15 protein-coding genes are annotated in these 15,938 nt (G+C 64.3%); 6 read left to right on the top strand and 9 right to left on the bottom strand.

The genetic code is table 11. The features are described 5' to 3' along the window. Window positions 1-9: 9 nt before the first annotated feature. The 5 genes from BLQ70_RS10200 to BLQ70_RS10180 are packed head-to-tail and all read right to left on the bottom strand — an operon-like array spanning window position 10 to window position 6,185. Window positions 10-1,890 (bottom strand): dipeptide ABC transporter ATP-binding protein, encoded by a 1,881-nt coding sequence (locus BLQ70_RS10200; protein ID WP_162766377.1) that lies wholly within the window; start codon window positions 1,888-1,890, stop codon window positions 10-12. Further along, window positions 1,890-2,747 (bottom strand): ABC transporter permease, encoded by an 858-nt coding sequence (locus tag BLQ70_RS10195; protein WP_091856877.1) that lies wholly within the window; start codon window positions 2,745-2,747, stop codon window positions 1,890-1,892. Before BLQ70_RS10195 ends, BLQ70_RS10200 begins: the two co-directional genes overlap by 1 nt. Further along, the gene (locus tag BLQ70_RS10190; protein WP_061970209.1) at window positions 2,725-3,684 is read right to left on the bottom strand and encodes an ABC transporter permease; all 960 of its coding nucleotides are present in this window, start codon (window positions 3,682-3,684) and stop codon (window positions 2,725-2,727) included. Before BLQ70_RS10190 ends, BLQ70_RS10195 begins: the two co-directional genes overlap by 23 nt. Window positions 3,685-3,710: 26 nt before the next feature. Then, window positions 3,711-5,204: an ABC transporter substrate-binding protein gene (locus BLQ70_RS10185; RefSeq protein ID WP_170843374.1), complete on the bottom strand. Its 1,494-nt coding sequence runs from the start codon at window positions 5,202-5,204 to the stop codon at window positions 3,711-3,713. Window positions 5,205-5,234: 30 nt separating this feature from the next. Continuing rightward, entirely contained in the window at window positions 5,235-6,185 is a 951-nt protein-coding gene (locus BLQ70_RS10180) for an N-formylglutamate amidohydrolase (protein ID WP_170843373.1), read from the bottom strand. Between the two features lie 61 nt (window positions 6,186-6,246). Here BLQ70_RS10180 and BLQ70_RS10175 point away from each other — a divergent pair, with 61 nt between their 5' ends. The 3 genes from BLQ70_RS10175 (at window position 6,247) to BLQ70_RS10170 (ending at window position 9,015) form a co-directional block, all read left to right on the top strand. After that, the gene (locus BLQ70_RS10175) at window positions 6,247-7,281 is read left to right on the top strand and encodes a LacI family DNA-binding transcriptional regulator (protein WP_091856875.1); all 1,035 of its coding nucleotides are present in this window, start codon (window positions 6,247-6,249) and stop codon (window positions 7,279-7,281) included. 73 nt (window positions 7,282-7,354) lie between these two features. Continuing rightward, window positions 7,355-7,636: a hypothetical protein gene (locus BLQ70_RS25290; RefSeq protein WP_139163513.1), complete on the top strand. Its 282-nt coding sequence runs from the start codon at window positions 7,355-7,357 to the stop codon at window positions 7,634-7,636. Window positions 7,637-7,731: 95 nt separating this feature from the next. Further along, window positions 7,732-9,015 (top strand): ABC transporter substrate-binding protein, encoded by a 1,284-nt coding sequence (locus BLQ70_RS10170; protein WP_091856874.1) that lies wholly within the window; start codon window positions 7,732-7,734, stop codon window positions 9,013-9,015. A 38-nt stretch (window positions 9,016-9,053) separates the two neighbouring features. Here the strand turns inward: BLQ70_RS10170 and BLQ70_RS10165 are convergent, their stop codons facing one another. Both BLQ70_RS10165 and BLQ70_RS10160 read right to left on the bottom strand, forming a co-directional pair. Further along, window positions 9,054-10,088: a succinylglutamate desuccinylase/aspartoacylase family protein gene (locus BLQ70_RS10165; protein ID WP_091856873.1), complete on the bottom strand. Its 1,035-nt coding sequence runs from the start codon at window positions 10,086-10,088 to the stop codon at window positions 9,054-9,056. Next, window positions 10,085-11,065: a 1-aminocyclopropane-1-carboxylate deaminase/D-cysteine desulfhydrase gene (locus BLQ70_RS10160; protein WP_244511990.1), complete on the bottom strand. Its 981-nt coding sequence runs from the start codon at window positions 11,063-11,065 to the stop codon at window positions 10,085-10,087. The genes BLQ70_RS10165 and BLQ70_RS10160 overlap by 4 nt, the downstream gene beginning before the upstream one ends. 502 nt (window positions 11,066-11,567) lie before the next feature. On the opposite strand from BLQ70_RS10160, the gene BLQ70_RS10155 reads away from it, so the two are divergent. The 3 genes from BLQ70_RS10155 to BLQ70_RS10145 are packed head-to-tail and all read left to right on the top strand — an operon-like array spanning window position 11,568 to window position 14,150. Further along, on the top strand, window positions 11,568-11,780 hold the full coding sequence (locus BLQ70_RS10155) for a RidA family protein (protein WP_091856871.1): 213 nt from the start codon (window positions 11,568-11,570) through the stop codon (window positions 11,778-11,780). Beyond that, window positions 11,767-12,687 (top strand): SIS domain-containing protein, encoded by a 921-nt coding sequence (locus BLQ70_RS10150; protein WP_091856870.1) that lies wholly within the window; start codon window positions 11,767-11,769, stop codon window positions 12,685-12,687. The genes BLQ70_RS10155 and BLQ70_RS10150 overlap by 14 nt, the downstream gene beginning before the upstream one ends. Then, on the top strand, window positions 12,684-14,150 hold the full coding sequence (locus BLQ70_RS10145) for a M81 family metallopeptidase (protein WP_091856869.1): 1,467 nt from the start codon (window positions 12,684-12,686) through the stop codon (window positions 14,148-14,150). Before BLQ70_RS10150 ends, BLQ70_RS10145 begins: the two co-directional genes overlap by 4 nt. 170 nt (window positions 14,151-14,320) lie before the next feature. Here the strand turns inward: BLQ70_RS10145 and BLQ70_RS10140 are convergent, their stop codons facing one another. Continuing rightward, a complete protein-coding gene (locus tag BLQ70_RS10140; protein WP_091856868.1) occupies window positions 14,321-14,680 on the bottom strand; it encodes a RidA family protein in 360 nt (119 codons plus the stop codon). A 13-nt stretch (window positions 14,681-14,693) separates the two neighbouring features. Continuing rightward, the gene (locus BLQ70_RS10135) at window positions 14,694-15,935 is read right to left on the bottom strand and encodes an NAD(P)/FAD-dependent oxidoreductase (RefSeq protein ID WP_091856867.1); all 1,242 of its coding nucleotides are present in this window, start codon (window positions 15,933-15,935) and stop codon (window positions 14,694-14,696) included. Window positions 15,936-15,938 lie beyond the last annotated feature (3 nt).

The raw sequence follows: 15,938 nt of genomic DNA, 5'->3' as shown, positions 1-15,938 counted from the left end.
ATCCGATCCCTAACGGTCCAGGTTCGCGCGCAGCTCGGGAACCTTGGGCACGGCCGCCAGCAACGCCTTGGTGTAGGGGTGCTGCGGCCTGTCGATGATGGCCTCGGTGCTGCCTACCTCGACGATCGTCCCATTGCGCATCACGCAGATCCGATCCGCGATGTAGGAAACGACCGAGAGGTCGTGCGTGATGAAGAGATAGGCCAGCTTGAACTGCTCTCGCAGGTCGAGAAGCAGATTGAGGATCGAGGCCTGCACGGAGACGTCGAGCGCCGAAACCGCTTCGTCGCAGACGATGAAGCGGGGATTCGTGGATAGGGCCCTGGCAATGCCGACGCGCTGCTTCTCGCCGCCGCTCATCTGGTGCGGGTAGCGTTCGGCGTAGCTGGCATCCAGGCGAACGAGGTCGAGCAGCTCCGCGACGCGCCTTTGGCGTTCCTCGCGACCGAGCCCGACAAGCTCCAGAGGTCGTTCGAGCGTTTCTCCGATCGACTTGCGTGGGTTCAGCGAGGAATCCGGATTCTGGAAGATGATCTGCGCCCGCTTGAGCAGGTCGCGCTTCTCGGAGCGGCTGGCATTCAACAGCTGGGCCCCATCGATCGCGACTTCACCCGAGGTGGGCGAGATCAGGTCGATCAGGCAGCGCCCGAGCGTCGTCTTGCCGGAGCCGCTTTCGCCGACGAGCCCGACGATCTCGCCTTCATGGATGGTGAGCGAGACCTTGTCGACCGCCCGGACCACCTTCCGGCCGAAGCTGACCCTCGGTACCCAGCCGTCGAGCGAAAACGATATCCCGTCCATGGCGCCGCCGGCCTCGAACGTGCGCTCGACATCGCGTGCCACGACGATCGGCTTCCCGTCGCCGGCGTCGACGCGACGCGGGATCGTCTCGCTACTCTCGATGCGCCATGGCGTTCTTGCGAGCTCACTCGCGCGCCAGCAGGCTGCCGCCACATCCTCGCCGATAGGTGTGATCGCAGGGGGCGTGGTCTGGCAGCGCGGCTCGGCGAAGTGACACCGGGGCGCGAAGACACAACCGCTCAATGGTTTCCTGACGTCCGGCAGGCGGCCGGGGATCGGCTGGAGCCGGTGGCGCTCGCGCGACATCTTGGGAAGCGATGCGAGAAGCCCCTTCGTGTAGGGGTGCCGCGGCTCCGTCAGGATGGAAGCGCTCTTGCCATATTCGACGACGCGGCCGGCATAGAGCACGCAGATCTCGTCGCAGATCCGGGAGACGACCCCCAGATTGTGGCTGATGAACAGCATCGACAACGAGCGCGTGATGCGCAGGCTGTCGAGGAGATCGAGGATCTGCGCCTCGATGGTCACGTCCAGGGCGGTTGTGGGCTCGTCGAGGATGAGCACATCGGGATCGCAGGCGAGCGCGCTCGCGATCAATGCACGCTGCTTCATTCCGCCCGATAGCTGGTGCGGATAGCTCGCAGCCATCCGTTCGGGGTCAGGAATCCCCACTTCCTTCAGCAACCGAAGCGTCTCAGCCCGGGCTTCCGCCTCGGTCATTCCACGATGCATCACCAGGGGCTCGGCGATCTGCCGGCCAACCCTGATGGCCGGGTTGAGCGTGGTGAAGGGATCCTGGAAGACGATGCTGATCTTGCCGCCGCGCAACTGGCGACGCTCCTCGGCGCTTTTGGCGTAGAGATCCTCGCCATCGATGACGACGCGGCCGCTATCGATGCTGCCGCCGTTGTCCAGCAGGCCGAGAACAGCCAGCGCGGCCGTGCTCTTGCCGGAACCGGACTCCCCGACGATGCCGAGCACCGTTCCCCGCTCCAGGGCGAAGTCGACATTGTGCAGAATGCGCGCCCGGCCGCCGGACTGAGGAAAGCTGACGGAAAGGTCTTCGACCTTCAGGACATGGTCAGTCATCACCGCCTCCGCGCCAGCCGGGGATCGAGCGCTTCGCGAAGGCCGTCGCCGACGAGGTTGATCGCGATCACGGTCACACAGAGGGCCGCGCCAGCCGAACATGCGATCCAGGGGGCAGAATTGATGAACGGCCGGGCCTCGGCGATCATCAGGCCCCAGTCGGAGGCCGGCGGCTGCACCCCGAGGCCGAGGAAGCTCAGGGCCGCCGCCAGCAGCATCGCGAAGGTAACCCTGAGCGCGGACTCGACGATGATCGGGGGCCAGGCATTCGGCAGGATTTCGTGGAAGAGGATGTACCAGCCGCCCTCGACCCGCGCGCGGGCAGCCTGGATATACTCCTCGCTCGCGACCTCGAGGGTGATACCCCGGGTGAGCCGTGTGATGATCGGGATGTAGACGAAGCCGACGGCCAGCACGGTCTTCCAGAGACTCGGCGACGTGACCGACAGGATGAGAAGTCCGAGAATGATCGGCGGTAGGGAGATCATGACGTCGACGGCGCGCATGATGGCCTCGTCGGCCCAGCCGCGATAATAGCCGGCGACCAGCCCGAGCGGGACACCGAAGAGGAGGCTGACCGCGGTCGCGCCGAAGCCCATCAACAGGGAACTTTGGGCACCGTTGAGCACGCGGCTGAGCACGTCCCGGCCGAATTCATCGGTTCCAAGCCAATGGACGGCGCTCGGCGGCATCAGCCGCATGTCGAGCTGGAGCGCGTCGAGGTCGTAGGGCGAGAGGGAGGGGCCTGCGATCGCGAGAGCGAGGATCACGGTCAGGAGAACGCCGCCCCAGATCAGCGATGCTGGAAGGGGCGCGCGCCGGTGCTGGGGCCGACTATTCGCTGCTGCTTCGGCCATATCGGACCTTGGGGTTCAGGAATGCGTAGAGCAGGTCGGCGATCAGGTTCGCCGCCGCGTAGACGAAGGTGATCACCATCATGCAGGCCTGCAGGAGCGGCACGTCCATGTTCTGGATCGCGAACATGAGAAGCCGCCCGAGACCGGGATAGGAGAAGATCGTCTCGACCACGACGATGCCGCCCATCATGATGCCGACGTCGATCGCCAGGATGGTGATCGTCGGGAGAAGGGCGTTAGGCAGGGCGTGGCGCCGGATGACCAGCTTCTCCGGCAGTCCGCGGGCGCGGGCCGCGCGGACATACTGGGTCTGCATCGTGTCGATCATGCTCGAGCGCGTGAGCCGCGAGATGTGCGCGATCAGGCCGGTGACCAGCGTGAATACCGGCAGGATCAGATGGCGGGCCCAGGAAGCGAAGCCGCTCGACAGGTCGCTGTACCCCGTGGCCGGGAACCAGTTGAGGTAGCCGGCGAACAGCATGACGATGACGATCGCCCAGAGAAATTCCGGGATGGCGATGTTGATATAGGTCGCGACGGAGACGATGTGATCCGAGATCCGGCCGTGCCGGACGCCGGCATAGACGCCCAGCGAGATGCCGAGAAGCGCGACCAGGCCAATCGAGATGCCTGCGAGGATCGCCGACTTGCCGACCGCATCCCAGAGGACGGGTGCGATCGGACGATCCATCACCAGCGACCGGCCGAGGTCGCCCTGAAGCAATCCCGTCGCCCAGCGCAGATACTGGACGTAAGCCGGGTCGTTCAGGCCGAGCTTGGCCTCCAGCGTCGCCACGTCCTGGGGCGAGGCAAAATCACCCAGGATCATGTAGGCGACGTTGCCCGGCATGACCTGCGTGATCCAGAAGATGAGGACGGACATGACCGCCATCGTCAGGGCGATGGACAGCAGTCGCTTGAGAACGTAGCCGGCCATGCTGACCTACCTCGCCGGGATGCGTCTTAGAAATGAGCGCGGCGCAAATCCATCCAGGAATACGGATGAGTCCTGTAGCCCTGGAGGTTGTTGCGATAGGCGGTGGCGAAGTTGATGACGTACATCACGGCACCCGGCACATCCTCGACAGCGTATTTCTGGAACAGCTTGTATTGTTCCTTGCGCTCGTCTTCCGACGTTGCCAGCCGGCCCTTGTCGAGCACGGCATCGATCCGTTCGCTCTTGAAGTTCCACATCTGCTTATTCCAGGAGCCACTGGAGTGGTACCAGGGATAGGTGGCGGTATCGATCGTCGGCCGCGACAGATAGCCGTCCATGTAGAAGGGGGCCTTGCCCGCGACGGTTGCGCCCCAGCGGCTGTACGGCACCCGCTCGAGCTTCACATTGATGCCCGCCGGCTTCAGCATCTGCTGGATCGCGACGGCTGCGCGCTCGCGGGTCGGCCGCCCGACAGGCACGTTGAGCGTGATCTCGAAGCCGCGGGGATATCCGGCCTCGGCAAGAAGCTTCCGGGCGCCGGCGACGTCGGGCTTCAGCGGCAGCGATGCGTCGAAGAAGGGGTGGTTGGGTGGAATCGGCGTGTGCGTGGGCGCACCCTGGCCGAACAGCGCGAACTGGACCAGTTGCGCCTTGTCCAGCGACTTCAGCACCGCCTGCCGGACGCGCACATCCGTGAACGGCTTCAGGTCGTTCTTCATGACGATGCCGTCCCAGGTGCCGGTCGGCACGGGATCGACCTTGATCGCCTGCGACGCCGACAACTCCTTGATGGCCTCAAGCGGCACGTTCCAGAGAATGTCGATGTCGCCGGCGTTCAGCGCCGCGATCTTGGCGGCGTCCTCCGGCATGATGCGGAGCGTGACCTGCTTCAACTTCGGCAGGCCATCCTCCCAATAGTCGGCGTTCTTGACCGCGACGAGCTTGTCGCCGGGCGTATAGGACTCGAATTTGAACGGGCCGGTGCCGATCGGCTTGACGAGCATGTCGTCCATCGAAACGCCCTTGGGCACGATCTTGAGATGGCGCTCGATCAGCATTTCCGGCCAGGAGCCGTAAGGCTGATGCAGCACGAATTTCACCGTGAGCGGATCGGGCGTCTCGATCGTCTTGACCATCTCGGCGGTCGAGCGTGCGCGGGAGGCCAGTTGCGGATCCGCAAGCAGCGCGAAGGTGTGGATCACATCCTCGGCAGAGAAGGGCTTGCCATTGTGGAATTTCACGCCGTCACGGAGCTTGAAGGTCCACTCCGTCGCGTCGGCATTGGCGGTCCAGGAGGTCGCCAGCTCCGGTTCGAGCTTGAGGTCCTCGGAGATGCGGACCAGGCCGTTGAAGAGGAGGACGCCGACATTGTACTCCTCTGCCGTCGTGCCGCGGCCCGGGTAGAGGCTGTTGACGTTGCTGTTCAGCGTCGCGACGAGGCTGTCCTTGACCTGCGCATCGGCCGATGGGGACAACACCAGGCAAGGAATCGCCAGAGTTGCAGCAAGTAGCTTATTCATGTTCGTCCCCATTTCTTTTTTTGGAATGTCTCAGCCGCGATGAGCGGCGAATTCCTTCAATGCGCCGGCGAGGTCGGCGATAGCCTTCTGAAGCTCTGAAAAGCCCGCATTCCTGGTGAGGCTTTCCTCGTCCATGTACAGCTTGCGGTTGACCTCGATCTGCAGGCTGTGGCGGCCGCTCTCCGGATCGCCATGACGCGTCACGCATTCGGCGCCGGCGTAGTGGAAATTGGAGGTCACGCGATAGCCGTGCCGCTTGAAGGTTTCCTCGACCAGCTTGGAAAGCTCCGGGGAGCAGCTCTTGCCGTTCAGGTCGCCGATATCGATGTCCGATCGCGGCGAGCCTGCATCGAGCGTGGACCGGCCGCCGATGGAAGCCATGCTGTGGCAACTGATGTGGTAGCTGGCCGGCGAAGCCTTCCGCTGCTCGGAGATGATCCGGGCGAGCTCGTCATGATAGGGCAGGAAGTAGTTCTCGATGCGGTTGCGGACGTCCGCCGCCGTAAGCTTGCCGTCATAGAGAGAATTGTTACCGGCGGCGCTGTGGATCAGGCCGATGCCGAGCTTGGATTTGACCGTCGGATTCAGGATCCCGGGGCCTGCCCATTCGTCGCTGAGGAGCTCCGGATCGACATCGGTCTCGTGGCGGTTCGCGTCGATATAGGCGTTGGGAAATAGCGCATAGAGCAACGTCGCCCCGGCCGTCGGAACGACGCTGTAGAGCTCGTGCAGGTACATCGATACCGAGCGATGCACATCCTGGAAGCTTGCGTCCGGGCGGAAATCGCAAGGGTACCAGGTTCCGCTTCTCGGCACGTCGAAAACCACGGGTGAAGCGACGCCGGCCGGGTCGGTCCGGAGCATAACGCCAGGTACGAGAAGCATGGGATAACTCGGCGGTAAGTGAAAAGGAAATCGATTTCCTAACCCTATGAAGCCGGCCTGCCGATTGTCAAGCGCATGGCTTCCATGCTTGCTCACCCTGAGTTGACGTCTCGCATCTGCGATAGAGCGGACTAGGGGCAACGGGCGAGGAAAACGCGTGCCGGAGCAGTTTCGGAAGGGTGTTCTCGTTCCGCGCCTTGATGATGTTGCGGCTGCGGCGGGCGTGGCCAGGTCGACGGCTTCCCGGGTCATGAGCGGCGAAGCCACGCTGACGATCCGCGAGGAAACACGGCAGCGCGTGCTCGATGCCGCGGCGAAGCTCGGCTATCGGCCCGACACCCGGGCGCGCGCGTTGCGTCTCAAGCGAACCTACGCGCTTGGTATCGTCGTGCCCGAAATCGACAATCCGGCTTTCGGCACGATCATACGCAGCGCGCAGAAGGCCGCGATCGAGCGAAGGTATTCGCTCTTCATCTCGCTCGCCGACAAGGACCAGCCCGACACGGCGCTTTATCGCCGGCTCGTGGAGGGCAAGGGCGTCGACGGCGTTCTCGTCACGACCATCAGCGATCCCGGCCTGGTCGACGAGTTGCGCCGCCGTTCGATCAAGCATCTCCTGGTGAATCGCGAACTCGAAGGTCATCAGGGTTCGATCATCGTCGACTATGTCGAGGCGACCGCACAGGTGGTCGAGCACCTTGTCATGCTCGGGCATCGGCGCCTGGCCTTCATATCGGGACCCTTGCACCAATATGCCGGACAGAAGCGCCTGGAGGGTTTCACGAAGGGGCTTCGTCGCTGCGGGCTCGTGCCTGATGAACAGCTCATCGGCGAGTGCAACTATGGCTGGGCCGAGGCGGCAGAGGTCTTCAAGCGGATCTACGTGGCCAGCGCGGCCCCGCCATCCGCGGTCTGCGCCGCGAACACGACGATTGCCTCAGGGATGATAGCGGGAGCGCGATCGATCGGGCTGGAGGTGCCGGACGAGCTTTCCGTCATTTCGCTTCTCGACAGCCCGCTCGCGCTGATGCACGTGCCAGCCATTTCAGCCGTGCAGTTCCCGTTCGAGGAGCTGGGGCGCCTGGCTGCGAACGAACTCATTGATGCCATTGAGAATGGATCCGAGATGGAAAATGTTCGGCTCGAGCGTTTCCGCATTGCCGAAAGAGGCTCTGTTTCCAGCTTGAGGTGAGGGCTCGACAAGGCCCATTATCTGGCGGGCGCGCAACGTCTGCTTGTAGCGCAGCGCGGCCGCATTAGCGCGCATGATCCGCCATTCGGCGGAGCGCGATGATATAACGGAGCTGCTCTCATATAAGCCCGAGCTGCCGCCGTGGGCGCCGTGCGAGCTTCCTGTCGACATTCATGGCTCCAACGGCAGAATGCTGGCACCATCTGCTCATCACTTTCGAGAAGCTCGCTACCGCGTACCGCTCTTGGATGGCGCAGCGCCTACCCCGGTGGAGGCAGAAGCGGCCTATGTAGTAAATATAAAAAATTCGACCTGCCATCGTGACTATGCGATTGTGCTGCGCCAAATTCTGTAATTATTCTACATGGGACGAAAGAGGGTTTCGCGCCCTGCGTCTTGACGCAACGACTCTAGACGCAGCGAAATTCGAACAAACAAGGGAGGGGACAAATGCGTTTGACGAGACGGCATTTCTTCGCCGGGGCGGCGGCCGCCTATGCCGTGCCTTATGCGGCGGGTCAGGCGTTCGCGCAGGGCAAGCAACTGAATGTGTTTGCCCATCGCGTCCTGCAGAATGTGTCCAATGGCACCGCCGGCGGCGATGTCACGGCAGGTTTCACGGCGGCTAACGGTGTCGGCATCAATTGGGCCACGTTCGAGACCGGGCCGCTGCACGATCGCGTGTTTCGCGAAGCCTCGCTCGATCAGTCGACGATCGATGTCGCCTTCCTGCTCAACACCTATGCGACGCCGCGCGTCACGACCTTGTTCGAACCGCTCGACGCCTACATGAAGAGCGACCCGATCGAGAAATTCGACGACATCTTTCCCGGCCTTGTGAAGGCGGTGACCTTCGACGGGCAGCTTTTTGCCGTGCCGTTCCGCCATGCTTCGACCGGGCTGCACTACAACGAGGAAATCTTCGCCGAATGCGGGGTTTCCGGCCCGCCCAAGTCGATCGAGGAATTCATCGACATAGCCAAGAAGTGCACCAGGAAGCGGCCCGACGGCACGCCGGCCGTGGGCTTCATCCTGCCCGGTGTCGCCTATCCCGAGGTGATCGCCTTTGCCCGCGCCTGGGACGCCGACTTCATCACCCCCGACATGAAGGTCGTCGCCAACTCCGAGCCGATGGTAAAGGCGCTGACCGCCATTCGGCAGCTCTTCGAGGCGGGCGCCGTGCCGCGCAATCTCACCGGCATGAAGGCGGAGGACGCGAACACCTGGATGCAGACCGGCCGCGCCGCGATGGCCATGAGCTCGATGAGCCGCAACGGGCTCTACAACGACCCCAAGAAGTCGCAGGCCGCCGGCAAGATCAAGACGACGTTCTTCCCGGTCGCGAAGGCATTGCTGGGAAAGTACGATGTCGCGCCTGCCAAGGTCGAGTTCTGGAGCATGGCGATCCCGAAGAATTCCCAAAACAAGGACCTGGCCTGGAAGTTCGTTAAGTGGATGTCTTCTCCACAGGCGGCGCTGGGAGCAGCCCTCAACGGAAACGGGCCGGTCCGCAACTCGACCTATGATGACCCACGCATCATCGAAGCGCTGCCCTATGCGCAGGACGAGCGGCGGGTCCTCGCCGTTTCGCGCGTGCCGCTGCCTGCCTTCAACGAAGCGGCACGCGCCGCCGACTTCTTCAAGGAAGAAGCCGAAGCTGCGGTACTGGGCATGAAGACGCCGCAGCGGGCGATGGATGATCTGACCGTTCGCGTACAGACACTTCTGAAATGAAGCGGAAGGGGAGGCCAAGGCCTCCCCTTCCCTCCCACTTAGGCAACGCCGAGCAGGTCGGCGCGGGTCGTATCCCGGCCAAGATGAAGAAGCACGTCGGCGGCGGAGCACATAGGCGGCACGCGGCGGCATACGACCACGCCATCGTCCGGTATCAGCAACGGCTCGGGCGCGCGGTCGGCGCGCTCGAAATCCCACAGCCACCCGGCCGTTTCGCCAGTTCGCACCGTCTCGCCCAAAGCATGGACAGGCTCGAAGGCCCCACGCCCCGGCGCACGCAGGAACCCTCGCGGCTCGATGGCCAGCAGGCGTGCCTTCGCGCACGGTGTTGCGACAGCATCGATCATGCCGAGATGAGCGAGAACGTTCTCGATGCCGACCCGCGCAATCTCGACGGTCCGGGGGGTTACGCATCCGCCGCCGCCCAGCTCCGTCGCCATGGCGGGGATGCCTTGCTCCAGCGCCGCGGAGACCAGCGTCGCGCTGGCTTCGGGGTGACGCATCACCATCGCATGGGGCGCGCCGAAGGCCAGCATGAGATCCAGCACACGCCTTGCCAGGGCACTGTCCGCGGGCAGGCGCCCAAAAGCGCATGGCAGATAGTCGAGCGTCCCACCGCCGCTATGCAGGTCGACCACGCAATCTGCCAAGTGCAGCAGCAGCCGGAAGATGCCATCCGCGATCTGTTCCGTAGGCAGGCCGTCCGGCCGGCCCGGAAAACAGCGAGCCAGATTGACGCGGTCGATGGGGGACGTGCGCGTGGCCGCCGCCGATGCGGCGGGATTGGCCACCGGCAGCAAGATGACACGCCCGCGCAGCCGATCCGGATCGAGTGTCCGGGCCAGACGCGACAGCGCAAACTGTCCTTCGTATTCGTCGCCATGCAGCCCGGCGGTACACAGCAATGTCGGCCCGTCGCCGCCTTTGACCACGATCACCGGAAGCGTGATACGACCATAGGCGGAGCGGTCGTGCGAGTGCGGAACGAAGAGGGCGCCGACGTGGCGCCCCGGCCGATCGAGTTCGACCTCCAGCCGGGCGGGGCCGCCTGCTCCCGAGACGCCGCGTTTCATTGGTGGGCCGCCCGTTCAAAGGCGGATGCGTGCGTGAACAGCCCCGGCGTGCCACCGGAGTGCAGGAAGGCGATGGAGGACGCCTTGCCGAGCAGACCCTTCTCAGCTGCACCGATCAGGGCGGCCATGCCTTTGCCTGTATAGACGGGATCGAGCACCAGCCCTTCGAGCCGGCCAGCGGTCCTGACTGCGGCGACACTCGCGTCGGAGGGAATGCCGTAGCCTGGGCCGATCTCTCCGTCGACGATGTCGAAATCCTGCCCCGAGAGACGCGTCTCGATGCCCATCCACGCGGCGGCAATGTTGGCGGTCTCGACGATCCACTTGCGCAGTCGCGCCTCCGGTTGCTGGGCGCTGACGCCCATGACCCTGGTTGGAACGCCGAGATGCTTGAAGCCGAGCGCCAGCCCGGCGGCCGTCAGCCCGGAACCGCAAACCGCGACGACGCTGTCGGGGATCCGCCCGATCGCCTTGAAATCCTCGCGGAGCTCAGCGGCACCCGACATCCAGCCTGCGACACCGACATTGGCACTCACGCCCGTAAGCTGCACGACGAAGGGCGACCGGTCCTGCTTGCGGTAACGATCGGCGATCGCCTCGATTTCATCCTTGATGGCGGGGTGCCATGGGTCGGTCTCCTGGGTGAAGGTGACCTCCGCCCCGAAGATGTCGTCCAGGAGCAGATTGCCAACAAGCTCCGTGCCCATTTTGGCGCGCACATGCAGGTGGCAACCGAGGCCCAGCTTGGCGGCTGCCCCGGCCAGCGACCGGCAGAAGTTGGACTGGCTGCCGGCCGTCGCAATCAGCATGTCGGCTCCGGCTGCGATCGCCTCGGCGAGGATGAAGTCGAGCTGACGAAGCTTGTTGCCGCCGAGCGCATAGCCGGCCATGTCCTCGCGCTTGATGTGAACGGAGGCGACGCCGAGATGCTTGGCCAGCCGGGGCGCCGGTTCGAAAGGCGTCGGCAGGCGAGCCATGGCGAGGCGCGGGCGGCCGGATACCGGATCGATCGAAACAGCAGACGGGCAAGGTACGAGCATCGCGGCGTCCTGCAAGGGCATCGGCGCTCGCCGAGCGCGATGTAGATAAATTACGGAAATGGTCTCGTCAACGCGTCCGGAACCGGTGTAGGAAGGGCTGAGGCCGTCAGATGATGGGCCGCCACCATGACGACCATGGCGTGGAGACGGGCGTTTTGATCAGCGTCTCTCGCATCGAAATTCGTTTGATCGGGCTGCATCAAGGCACAGGATACTTTTGAATTAAAAGGAAATTATGCATCTGACAGTGTCATCGCAACGTTGCTGTACGGCTCCGGGCAGCTCTGCGTGGTCCCGGACGGGAAGCTCCCCGAAGCCATAGAGACAATCCAGGGAGTAAAATTACGGAAGCAGACGGGTATGCTGCTACGCGCCTCTGCCGGCTGCTGCCCCTCGCCCATGGAAGGCTGGTGCTGGGGTTGCCCGACCGGATCGCGACATGCGTTCGTCGGGCGACTTCGTCAACGCCGATCCGGACTTCGTCGCGCCCGGGACTGCGATGAGTGGTGCATCCGATATGATAGTGGAAGTCATGGGCGCGTTCGGCCGGCATAGCCGCACCACCATTGGTGTCGAGACCCTCCCGCTGGGAGCCTGCATCAAGGTGGAAGGCTTTCGCGCTCGAGTAGGGGAAGGGCATGATGACAGGTGAAGCGCCGGGAAATGGTCACGCGGGAGGCGACGACCGCTTCCTCGACATATTGACCGCCCGCAGGGCCGAGCTTTCGCCATCCGAGCGCCGAGTGGCAGAGTTTGTGCTCGATGCGCCGGACAAGGTCATCCATATGTCGATCGCGACATTGGCCGAAGAGGTGGGTGTCAGCCAGCCGACCGTGCTTCGGTTCGTGCGTACGATGGGGTTGGCCAGCTATCCTGAACTCAAGCTGCGCACCGGACAGAGCATCGTCGCCGGGACGCCTTATGTTCACAGCGAAGTCACCTCCAGCGACCCGCTCGACCAGATCGTCGACAAGCTTGTCGATTCCTCGATCTACGCGTTGACGATGCTGCGACGTTCCATCGACCAGGCGGTGCTTGCGCGGGTCGTCGACATCCTCGCCGACGCGACCCGCATCGATTGCTACGGTGCCGGAGCGGCACGCATCCTGGCCATGGAAGCCCAGCACAAGCTGATGCGCTTCGGCATCCCGGTCGTGGCGTATGACGACACGCACTTGCAGCGCCTTGCCGCCGCCACGCTGCGCAAGGGCAACGTGGCGCTCTGCTTTTCCCATACCGGCATGGTGCGCGACATCGAGGCGATGGCGCTGAAGGCGCGCCAATGCGGCGCCACGGTCATCGCCATCACCCGGCCAAATACCGCGCTGTCGGCTGCGGCTGACATCGTCCTCGAGATCGACGCGCATGAGAACACCGAAATCTACACGCCGATGACGTCGCGCGTGGCCCATGCCGTGCTGATCGACATCATCGCGACAGCAATGGCTCTCCGTGGCGGGCCGGCGCTTTTCGAGCGCCTGCGCGAGGCGAAGAACAGCCTCGCCGATCTGCGCATTCCGCTGGCGGCGCCGTCAGGCCGCAGAAAGAGCAAGTCATGAGGGTCTTTGTCGCTTCGCTGGCGACTGAAACGAACACCTTCTCGCCAATTCGCATCGACCGCGGCGCCTTCGAAGATGCGTTCTACGCCCCGCCGGGTGAGCACCCCGAGACGCCCACTCTCTGTTCCGCCCCCCTTGTCGCGGCCCGCAAACGCGCCAGTGAGCAGGGGTTCACCTTGATCGAGGGGACGGCCGCCTGGGCCGAGCCTGCGGGCCTGGTTTCCCGGGAGGCCTATGAGGGGTTGCGGGACGAAATCCTGGACCAGCTGCGCGCCGCGATGCCCGTCGACGTGGTGCTTCTCGGCCTGCATGGCGCGATGATCGCCGAGGGTTACGACGATTGCGAGGGCGATCTGCTTGCTCAGGCCCGCGCCATCGCAGGAGGGGATGCGGTGATCGGGGTCGAACTCGATCCCCATTGCCATCTCACACAGGCGATGATCGACGCGGTCACGATCCTGGTCACCTTCAAGGAGGTGCCGCACAGCGATTTCTACGAGCGCGCGCAAGATATGGTGGATCTTTCCTTGCGCGCCGCCCGCAAGGAAATCACGCCAGTTGTGAGTGTCCTCGACTGCCGCGCCATCGCGAACTTTCTGACCAGCCGCGAACCTGGCAGGTCCCTTGTCGACGACATGATCGCCCGTGAAGGCAGGGACGGCGTGCTGAGCATCTCCGTCGTGCACGGGTTTCCGGCGGCGGACGTCCACGACGTCGGCACCAAGGTCGTCGTGATCAGTGACGATGCGCCGGAAATGGGCCGATCCGTGGCGGCCGAATTTGGTGCCCGTATCGTTGCTTTCGGCGCCAACCGCATGCCGTATATGCCCGATCCGGCCGAGGCGATCGACATGGCCCTCGCTGTGGCCGGTCAGCCTGTCGTGCTTGCCGACCGCTGGGACAATCCCGGTGGCGGCGTGGCTGGCGACAGCACGTTCCTTGTTCACGCGCTGCGCGAGCGCACGAACATCGATGCCGCGGTCGGGGCTCTGTGGGATCCGGTCGCTGTCTCGTTCTGCCTGGCGGCGGGGTCCGGTGCGCGCCTACATCTGCGCTTCGGTGGCAAGGCGGCGCCGAGTTCGGGCATGCCCGTCGATGCTGAAATCGAGGTCGTCGCGACCACACGCGATCTTGTCATTCCGTTTCAAGAGAGCCGGGTCTCGCTGGGGGCCGCGGCCTCGGTACGGCTCGGCAAACTGGATGTGGTGCTGGCAAGCAAACGCGCCCAGACGTTCCACCCCGCTGTCTTCGAATTGCTCGGGATAGAACTCTCGAAGAAAAAGATCGTCGTGGTGAAATCCGCAAGCCATTTTCACACAGCCTTCGCGCCGATCGCCGCCGATGTGATTTTCGTGAATTGCGGCGGCCCCTATCCGCCCGATGCCGCCGCAATACCCTACCGCCGCATTCGCCGGCCTATCGCTCCACTCGATACGAACGTCTCTCCGGTGTGGATGACGTAAGTCAAACATCCGGCCCTTGCCGCAGCGCCCCCGGGAGGCCGCAACGCCAATGTTCCGTCCCGTCGTCGCTGCATCTGGATGCCTGGCCGGATGGGCTCTTTGCATCGTGACGCCACTCGATGTCCGCTTTCGGACAAGGAGCCGGAGTCTGCTCCCGGCGCCGCGATTGGTTACTGTCGTGCTCGCGCCTGCATGACGAACTCGACCTTCATGTCCGGATTGGTCAGTTCGGCGAAGAAGCAGGCGCGCGAGGGCGGGGTGATGTCGCTCACCCATGCGTCCCAGAGCTCGTTGAATTCAGCGAGATAGCGCTTGTCCGACAAAATGATGGTGACGAACAGGAGGTCGGCCTTGGTCGAGCCGACTTCCGCGAGCCGCTCCTCGACGCGTGCGAATATCTGGCGCGCCTGCGTGACGACGCTTTCCGAGGTATCGAAGGGACGGTCCGGGGTGGCGGCGAAATAGGCGACGCCATTGTAGATCGAGATCTTGCTGTAGCGCTTCTCGATCAGCTTGCGCTGGATTTCCATGGGAGTGCTCCTGTCAGAAACGGTGATGGCTGAACATGGCATGCTCCTCGCGGTGCCTGCCATGGAGGATGTCGTCGACGACGCGCGCCGTGCCGGGGGCGCCGCTCATGCCGTAATGGCTGTGCCCGAAAGCCATCACGACATCGCCATCGGCGGTGGCCGGGCCGATCACGGGCAGGCTGTCCGGCAGCGACGGGCGGAAGCCCGACCAGAGCAGCGGCTCGTCGTGCTTGATGCCCGGAAACAGCTCGGCGGCGTGCTTCACCAGCTTTTGCGCGCGCCGCATGTCCGGCGGGGTGTCGAGCCCCGAGAACTCGACCGTGCCGGCGACGCGCAACCCCTGGCGCATCGGCGTGACGGAGAAGCCGCGATCCTTGAAGCCGATCGAATGCTCGAGCCGCACATTGTGGTTCGGCAAGGTCGCATGATAGCCGCGCTCCGCCTCGAGCGGGATGCGAATCCCGAGCGGGGCCAGGAGCCTGCCCGACCAGATGCCGGCTGCAACGACGACGCGCCGGCATTCGATGGGATGAAGGTTGGTGGCGAGTAAGATGCGACCCGGCGCCTCCCGATGGATACGCTCGACCGAGCGTTGGACGATCCGGCCGCCCAGGCGCATGAATTCTTCGACGAGATGCGCGGAGATTTCGGCCGGGTCGAGCGTATAGCCGCCGCCACGCACCAGCAGGCCTGTCTTCATCGCCGGCGTGACGTCGGGCACGAGTTCGCGCAGCCTGTCTCCGGACAGCGCCTCTGCTTCGATGCCATAGCGCTTGCGGATCTCGGCGCCGAGCGCCGCCGCCTTGGCGTTGCCCGGGCCCGACCAGAGCTGCAGCCCGCCATGGAAGCGCATGTTGCGGGCCACGAATTCCGAACCGAGCAGATGCTCCCAATCCGCCACGCAGTCGCGGTGCAGATAGTGCATCGCGGCGGCAATGCCGCGCACCCGCGCCGGCCGTCCGGCCATGATGTAGCGCAGCAGCCACGGCAGCGCGCGTGGGAAATGCCGGGGGGACACGAAGAGCGGCCCGAGCGGATCGCTCATCCAGCCCGGCACCTTGCGCAGGACGCCGGGTCCGGACATCGGCATCACGGTGGCGGGGCTGATGATTCCGGCATTGCCGAAGGAGGCCCGCCCTCCGGGCGGCAGCGGATCGAGCACGACCACCTGGGTTCCGGCGCGTGCCAGCCGCACAGCGATGGCCATGCCGACGACGCCTGCGCCGACGACGACCGTTTCGTCACGAAGTTGCATGGA

The organism is Allobosea robiniae, from assembly GCF_900102525.1.
In the GTDB taxonomy this organism is placed as follows: domain Bacteria; phylum Pseudomonadota; class Alphaproteobacteria; order Rhizobiales; family Beijerinckiaceae; genus Allobosea; species Allobosea robiniae.
This window is presented reverse-complemented; position numbering and strand designations above follow the sequence as displayed.